The sequence below is a fragment of the Acinetobacter sp. GWC1_38_13 genome (assembly GCF_001767535.1).
Classification (GTDB): Bacteria; Pseudomonadota; Gammaproteobacteria; order Pseudomonadales; family Moraxellaceae; genus Acinetobacter; species Acinetobacter junii.
The window spans coordinates 1-7,094 of record NZ_MELG01000106.1; the positions used below are offsets into that span (position 1 = coordinate 1).

8 protein-coding genes are annotated in these 7,094 nt (G+C 36.1%); 5 read left to right on the top strand and 3 right to left on the bottom strand.

All coding sequences use genetic code 11. From position 1 onward, the window contains the following. Positions 1–60 precede the first annotated feature (60 nt). Entirely contained in the window at positions 61–1,185 is a 1,125-nt protein-coding gene (locus A2003_RS11535) for a porin (protein WP_502685962.1), read from the top strand. 61 nt (positions 1,186–1,246) lie between these two features. Here the strand turns inward: A2003_RS11535 and A2003_RS11540 are convergent, their stop codons facing one another. Both A2003_RS11540 and A2003_RS11545 read right to left on the bottom strand, forming a co-directional pair. Then, positions 1,247–1,873: a YidB family protein gene (locus A2003_RS11540; RefSeq protein ID WP_286687405.1), complete on the bottom strand. Its 627-nt coding sequence runs from the start codon at positions 1,871–1,873 to the stop codon at positions 1,247–1,249. Between the two features lie 131 nt (positions 1,874–2,004). After that, positions 2,005–2,466 carry a DUF6231 family protein gene (locus A2003_RS11545; RefSeq protein ID WP_125297330.1) on the bottom strand — a complete coding sequence of 154 codons (462 nt, stop codon included), beginning with the start codon at positions 2,464–2,466 and terminating at the stop codon, positions 2,005–2,007. Between the two features lie 37 nt (positions 2,467–2,503). Here A2003_RS11545 and A2003_RS11550 point away from each other — a divergent pair, with 37 nt between their 5' ends. Then, a complete protein-coding gene (locus A2003_RS11550) occupies positions 2,504–3,373 on the top strand; it encodes a DUF2797 domain-containing protein (RefSeq protein ID WP_087539314.1) in 870 nt (289 codons plus the stop codon). A 42-nt stretch (positions 3,374–3,415) separates the two neighbouring features. Here the strand turns inward: A2003_RS11550 and lpxB are convergent, their stop codons facing one another. Continuing rightward, a complete protein-coding gene (lpxB, locus tag A2003_RS11555) occupies positions 3,416–4,591 on the bottom strand; it encodes a lipid-A-disaccharide synthase (protein WP_194597666.1) in 1,176 nt (391 codons plus the stop codon). Positions 4,592–4,835: 244 nt separating this feature from the next. Here lpxB and A2003_RS11560 point away from each other — a divergent pair, with 244 nt between their 5' ends. Genes A2003_RS11560 through A2003_RS11570 form a run of 3 tightly spaced genes read left to right on the top strand, consistent with a single transcriptional unit; the run spans position 4,836 to position 6,976 of the window. Then, positions 4,836–5,129, top strand: coding sequence for a hypothetical protein (locus A2003_RS11560; RefSeq protein WP_080548565.1), 294 nt, complete (start codon positions 4,836–4,838; stop codon positions 5,127–5,129). Positions 5,130–5,132: 3 nt separating this feature from the next. Next, on the top strand, positions 5,133–6,689 hold the full coding sequence (locus A2003_RS11565; RefSeq protein WP_005402620.1) for a PepSY-associated TM helix domain-containing protein: 1,557 nt from the start codon (positions 5,133–5,135) through the stop codon (positions 6,687–6,689). Continuing rightward, positions 6,686–6,976, top strand: a complete 291-nt coding sequence (locus tag A2003_RS11570; RefSeq protein WP_112987506.1) for a DUF1634 domain-containing protein — start codon at positions 6,686–6,688, stop codon at positions 6,974–6,976. The genes A2003_RS11565 and A2003_RS11570 overlap by 4 nt, the downstream gene beginning before the upstream one ends. Positions 6,977–7,094: the final 118 nt, after the last annotated feature.

Below are 7,094 nucleotides of genomic sequence, written 5' to 3' on the forward strand. Positions count from 1 at the left end.
TGTTTTGGAGAAATCTCAATGAAAAAATTGCTTCTTGCTGCTACTGTAGCAACTTTAGCCATGAATGCAGCGCAAGCAGCACCAACATTGTATGGTAAGCTCAACGTAACTTTAGACAATATTGACAACAACGGTTTTAAAGACGAAAGCGTAATTAAAGTGAACTCTAACGCTTCACGTATTGGCGTGAAAGGCGAAGAAAAATTAACAGATAACCTTTCAGCAGTTTACTTAGCGGAATGGGAAATTAGTGCGGATGGAGACGGTGATGTATTTAAAAACCGTAACCGTTTTGTCGGTATTAAATCTAACGGCGTTGCAACTTTAAAAGTTGGTCAACACGATTCTTACTTCAAAACTGCAGCTGGTAATAACCAAGATATTTTTAACGATCACAATGAACTTGACATGACTGCAGTTTTAGCTGGTGAAGATCGCCCAAAGAATATTATTGGTTTTGAGACTGATAAAAAATTACTGGGTGGCTTAGCATTTAACATTATGTTCCAACAAGGTGAAAATGCAGCAACATCTGCAACTGCAAAAAAATCTACAACTTCACTAGCTGGCGTTACTAAAGAAACAACTGTAGTTACAAACTATGGTTTAAAAGATGCACGTGATGGTTTTGGTGATGGTGTTTCAGCATCTCTTACGTATGAAAACAAAGATATGGGCTTAGCTGCTGCAGTTGCTGCAAACCGTGCGATCGCTTCAAAATTCAATGCTTATGATTTGTCAGGTATTTATACCGATGCTGTGCGTGTAACAGGTTCTTTAGACTTGGGCGCAATGGGTGCTAGTGGTTTAGTATTGGGTGCTTTATGGCAAACAGCTAAGCCTACAGATGATGTTGTGGCTGTCATCACAACGACTAAAGAAACTAATAAACCAGACACAGTCAAAAATAATTCATTTAAAGGCTTAAAAGAAGATGCTTATGGCGTAACAGCTGCGTATGCAATTCCATCAACACCTGTGAAGTTAAAAGCACAGTACATTTCTGCAACGACTGAAGTCGATGGTATGAAAGACCGTCAACAAGACCTTTACGGTGTAGGTGCTGACTACCAAATCAACAAACAAGCTCGTTTCTACGGTATTGTTGCTCAGCAAAAACGTGACTGGTTAACTAAAGATGATAAGAAAACCAATATTGGTTTAGGTATGGAATATAATTTCTAAATTGAGATTATCGTTCTACAAAAAAGGGCATTCAAATGAATGCCCTTTTCTTTTTGATTGATTATTTTTTTAAGAATCCACTTACTAAATTTAAGACATTCTGAATATCTTGATTTGCTTCTTGAGGATTTGTACTAGAGCCTTGTGGTGTCAAAGAATCAATAACTTGTGGTAGAACTGATGCTATTGCACCATAAATTGCCTGTTTAGGCGCTTGTGTTTGTTGTGCAACTTGTTCAACATCTTGATCATCAAATAAATTTTGAATATTTTGAGTTGGAACATCTTGAGCATTTTGTTGTTGTGGATCGACCCAACTTTGGACCTGATTTGCTAAACCTGCATTTTTTAGTTTATCTAAAGCAGCTTGCAAACCGCCTTGTTTTTGAATCCATGCAAGAATTAAAGGTAAAACTGCTATCAGTAACGTTTGTGCTGTACCACCGCGGTTACTAGTATTGGTCTGAGTAGAATTACCACTATTCCCCGCACCTAACTGACCTAATACTGAACCAAGAATTCCGCCTAAACCGCCTTGTTGTTGGTTTTGATTGTTTTGTTGTTGTCCACCAAGTTGACCTAAAACTGAGCCTAAAATTCCGCCCAAACCACTTTGCCCAGTCGTTTGCTGTTGTCCACCTAAAGCTTGTTTCGCCAGTATTTCAACAATATTTGCTAAATCCGTCATGACTTATCCTTTGGAATTATTTATTCCAAAAGAATACGCTGCTTTGAAAAAACAAAACAAAGATGATTTGTTAATTTTTGCAAGAACTTGCAATCAAAAGCAAGGATTTAGCTTAGCTAAATCCGGCCTGATCACCAGCGGAACTTATCCCAGTTTTCAGGATTTGCCCAGAACTTAGAATTAAACCAGTCAGGAACATGTTTATAAGTTAAAATATTAAACTGCCATAAAGCAAAATCGCTTTCATGCGTGGTTTTATCAATCAATTGAGTAAAACCAAGTGAACGCAGTAACTTTTCATCAGTTAATTTACTCACGACAACGATACGTTTTGCCATCAAATCTCGAAGCTTGACTAATAGTTGGGATTTTTGAGAATCACTGATAGTTTGCATTTCTTCTGTATCAAATAATACAAAACCTAAATCATATCGCTGCGTAAAAGGCAGATTTAAAAAGTCAGTTACGTTAAAATAATTCCATTGAATAGAAGCATTTTGGTCAATTTTCTGACCTATACAAAGTGCAGTATGAATCGGCTGCTCTTTAGATAAATCGTCTAGCATAGAAGTGATGACATTTTGTTCAGCCATACTGCAACCCTTGATTGAGAAAGATGAGAGTTTATTAATGGAACTACAGGGCATTTGCCATAAAATGCATGCAGCACTCAAAACGCATAGTGTAACTGATCAATCAACACGCAAGGCAAATGTTGAATATAAATTTATCCTAGATCGTTCAGAAACTGATCTACCGTTTGTGTTGGGTCAAGAGTTAGAGATTGAATGGACTGGAAATATTTTTTGTACATCTTGTGGTGCAAAAACACCTAAATCATATTCGCAAGGACATTGCTTTAAATGCTTTAAAACAAAAGCTGAATGTGACTTGTGTATTATGAAACCTGAAACCTGTCATTATCATTTAGGTACATGCCGTGAAAATGATTTTGCACACAATGTCTGCTTCCAACCACATATTATTTATTTAGCGAACTCTAGTGCCTTAAAAATCGGAATCACCCGTATCGTGAATATGCCAACACGTTGGTTAGATCAAGGTGCGACACAAGCTCTCCCAATCATGAAAGTGGGTTCACGCCGTTTATCAGGACATTTAGAAACATTATTTGGCACTCAAATCGCTGATAAAACTGATTGGCGTAAATTGCTTAAAGGCGAAGCTGAGCCACTAAATTTAATTGAACAGCGCGATCAGATTATTGAAGAATTTGCACCTAAGATTCAAAGTATTCGTGATGAGTTCAGTCAAAATCTAGAGTTTAATGAAAATCTAGAATTACTAGAAAATGAAATACCACATGAGTTTATATACCCTGTGGAACAATATCCTGAAAAAATAAAATCACTAAATTTGGATAAGACTCCAAAAATACGCGGTGTATTACAAGGTATCAAAGGTCAATACCTGATACTTGATATTGGCGTGATCAATATTCGAAAATATACAGGTTATGAACTAATTCTTCGAGCTTGAATGACTTGAATACAGGTGGCTACGTTGCCACCTTTTTATTTATCAAGAGCTCAAAGAGTTCAATATCGCTTGGACTGGATCTTCAGTATTCCCTGAGATGAGCTGCTTATGCATACTAAGATGTTGCATCATTTGAATATGTGCAGTTTCGTGATCCATCAATTTCTCAATTGAAGTTGCTAAATGCTGTGGCGTTGCATCTGCTTGTATTAATTCTTCAATTACCTTTTTGCCAGCAATAATATTGGGCAAAGAATAATATGGTATTTTGACTAAAAATTTCGCAATTAGATAGGTTAACCAGTTTAATTTATAGAATGTCACCATCGGACGGTGCAATAACATCGCTTCAAGTGTCGCTGTGCCAGATGCTAAAGCAACTATGTCACTCGCATTCATCACCATACGTCCAATTTTTGATTCAGCATCTGAATTTTCTAAAACATGAATTTTAGCCTTTAAACTCGTCCCTACATTCTGTAAACCCTGCTCTATCTGTTGCTTACGAGCATCATTGATTGCAGGTATCAGAAACTCAAGCTCTGGATATTTTCGATGTAAAATCTCGGCAGCATCCGTCAATAATGGCAATAATCGTTCGATTTCACCGCGACGACTGCCAGGAAGTAATGCAATATGAGTTTTATTTGCGGCTAAACCTAATTGATGTTTCGCTTCAATAATCGGATTCTTGAGAGGTAATTGTTTTGCTAAAGGGTGTCCTACAAATGCTGCTGGCACCTCATAATTTTCATAGAATGTTTTTTCAAATGGAAACAAACAAAGGACTAAATCTATACTTCGTTTAATGCCATGAACTCGTCCTTGACGCCAAGCCCAAACTGAAGGACTCACATATTGAACTGTTTTGATTGGTAAATTGTTTTCTTTAATCGTTTTAGATAGACGTAGATTGAAATCTGGCGCATCTATTCCTATAAAAATATCTACGGGACGTTCAGTCCATCTTTCAACTAGACCATCACGTACAGCAAATAATTTTTTTAGGTCTTTTAAGACTTCCACAATTCCCATCACAGATAGTATTTCCATAGGATAATAACTATGAAAACCTTCAGCGATCATTTGCGGGCCACCAATACCCTCAAATTCAACATCTATGCCTTGTTCGCGAAAACTACGCATGAGTTTAACTCCTAGCGTATCACCAGAAACTTCACCCACGACGATCCCAATTTTTAGTTTTTGCTTTAACAAGACAACTGCCCCATTCAAATGTTTGAAATATTTTAACAAAATGATTTTACATTGAATCGCATCAAAGATGACAATTTGTTCTTGATTAGTGAACATTATGAATCATCTGTATTAGCATTAATTATTCTTATATCCATTTGTATTTACGATTAAAGTAAAATTGAATAGAATTGATTTACATAATAGTATAAACAAGAATCATTTTCATATGTAATTAATTCTATTTAATATCGTTGTGAACTTCATGCCTAAGACTTCTTTAAATACATATAGCGATAAACTAAATGTTTTATTCCGCTTCTTTCTAACCTTTGTGATCGGGTATGTATGTACAGCTTTTTTATGTATGAGCCTTACTCAAGTTTTTCAGGCCTTTTTAGCTAATGCTGAAGCGATTTATCTAGCCGCATTCATTTCCATATTTTTTTATCTCAGTTTTATCATTGTTGGATTTTGTTTTTCTTCTTTATCTAAGCTCGCCCTAACAAGTTTCGCACTCACCATATTTCTATTTGGCTTATCAGCAGGTTTGAATTAAAAAATGCAGAATAAAAGTGTTCGCCAGTCAATGGCTTGGCTTCATACTTGGACGGGCTTAATTTTCGGATGGCTGCTATTTGCTATTTTTTTGATGGGTACAAGCTCCTACTATCGGCATCAAATCACTTTATGGATGCAGCCACAACTTGCGCAATATCAAATCAATCAGGATACGGCAATCCTAACTGCAACTCATTACCTATCCCAAAATGCTAGTGATGCTAAAACGTGGTATTTAAAAGTTGCTAATTCTGAAGAACCTGTAAATAAAATTTATTGGGAAAAAGCTAGTGGTGGTTACGAAAGTAAAAGCTTAGACGCTAATACTGGCAAAGAACTTCAATTATCTCATACTCAAGGCGGCGACTTTTTTTACAATTTTCATTTTCAGTTATACGGCATGCCTGTGTTTATTGGCAGGCTCATCGCAAGCCTTGCAGCATTCATCATGTTAATTGCACTGGTATCTGGCATTATTACCCACAAAAAGATATTTACCGACTTCTTTACACTCAGAACATTTAAATCACAACGGTCTTGGCTTGATTTTCATAATGTGACATCAGTTTTAGCTCTTCCTTTTTTTCTGACGATAACGTTTACAGGCTTAGCCATTTTCTTTTATTTATATCTCCCTTGGGGAATGAAAAAACTCTATCCAGAAAATCCTTATCAATATTTCACTGAAATACGAACCGTAGCTACGAATTCAAATACGATAACATCCCCTCAAATAAGCAACATGATATCGACAGAGGATCTTTTGACTCGAATCAAACAACAATGGGGAGATCGATCACTTGCTACTTTTGAGGTTAAAAATCCAAATACGGATCAAGCCGTAATAACGATCAAACAACTTGAAGATCGTTCAATCACGCTGAATCAACCGCAAATCGTATTTGATGGAACTGGGAAGATATTAAGTAATACAAGAAATAATAGTGCTATAGCTACTTTAAATGCTGGAGTTTATGGACTTCACATGGCAACTTTTGCCCAACCTTTTTTAAGATTTGCCTTTTTTTGCTCAGGAGTTCTTGGCTGTCTGATGATTGCGTCAGGGCTATTGCTGTGGAGTCTTAAACGACAAATTCAGTATAAGTCCCCAAAATTCCATTTTGGTTACTACCTTGTTGATCGCTTAAATATTGCAAGTTTTATTGGTCTTCCGATTGCTATGTTGAGCTATTTTTTAGTGAATCGGTTGATTTCAAGTCCTAGCGCTGATCTTAATTATGAAATTTATACATTTTTTAGCGTTTGGATGCTTAGTTTTGTATTGGCTTTATTCACACCTAAGCAATATTTATGGAAATCTCAGATTGTGATCTTTGCTCTACTCGCTTTCAGTTTGCCCTTATATAACCTGTTCTATTTGCTTAATCATGACCTTATAGCAAACTTGGAAAGTTACTGGTTATTTCTACGTGTTGATCTATTCTTTGTTGCCTGTGCTTGTTTTGCAGCATTCATTTATAAAAACATTCAGCCAATACAAATCAAGTCAACTCAGAAAATTAAAAGCAAACTGATTAAAAATGGAGTGAATGTGTGATTTTCTTTAGTTTATTACTGACTTTAATCGGTATGTTCATCTTGTATCGTTGTAGTTCTAAACAACAGTCTAAAGTTCATTTGAAATATCAAAAAATAATGACGACCTATCCAGTGCAATTTCGAATCTTGGCTTTTCTTTTATTCCTAATTTCAGGAAGTTTATTGTGTTGGATTGAGGGAATATCAATCGGATTCGTCAGTTGGTGGATATTTGCAACACCCATCACCTTCCTATTGGTTTTAAAAATCAATCATGTCTTAACACCTAAAGTCAAACACAAATGACGTTAAAAAATCTTCCTTTAGCTTTTTTTTGCGTAAGCGTCCGCTGAACCCCATGCCTATTTTTTAATTTGAGTTGGATTTCCAGCGATGTGGCAGTAATTCTTCTATTTGGGTCGCT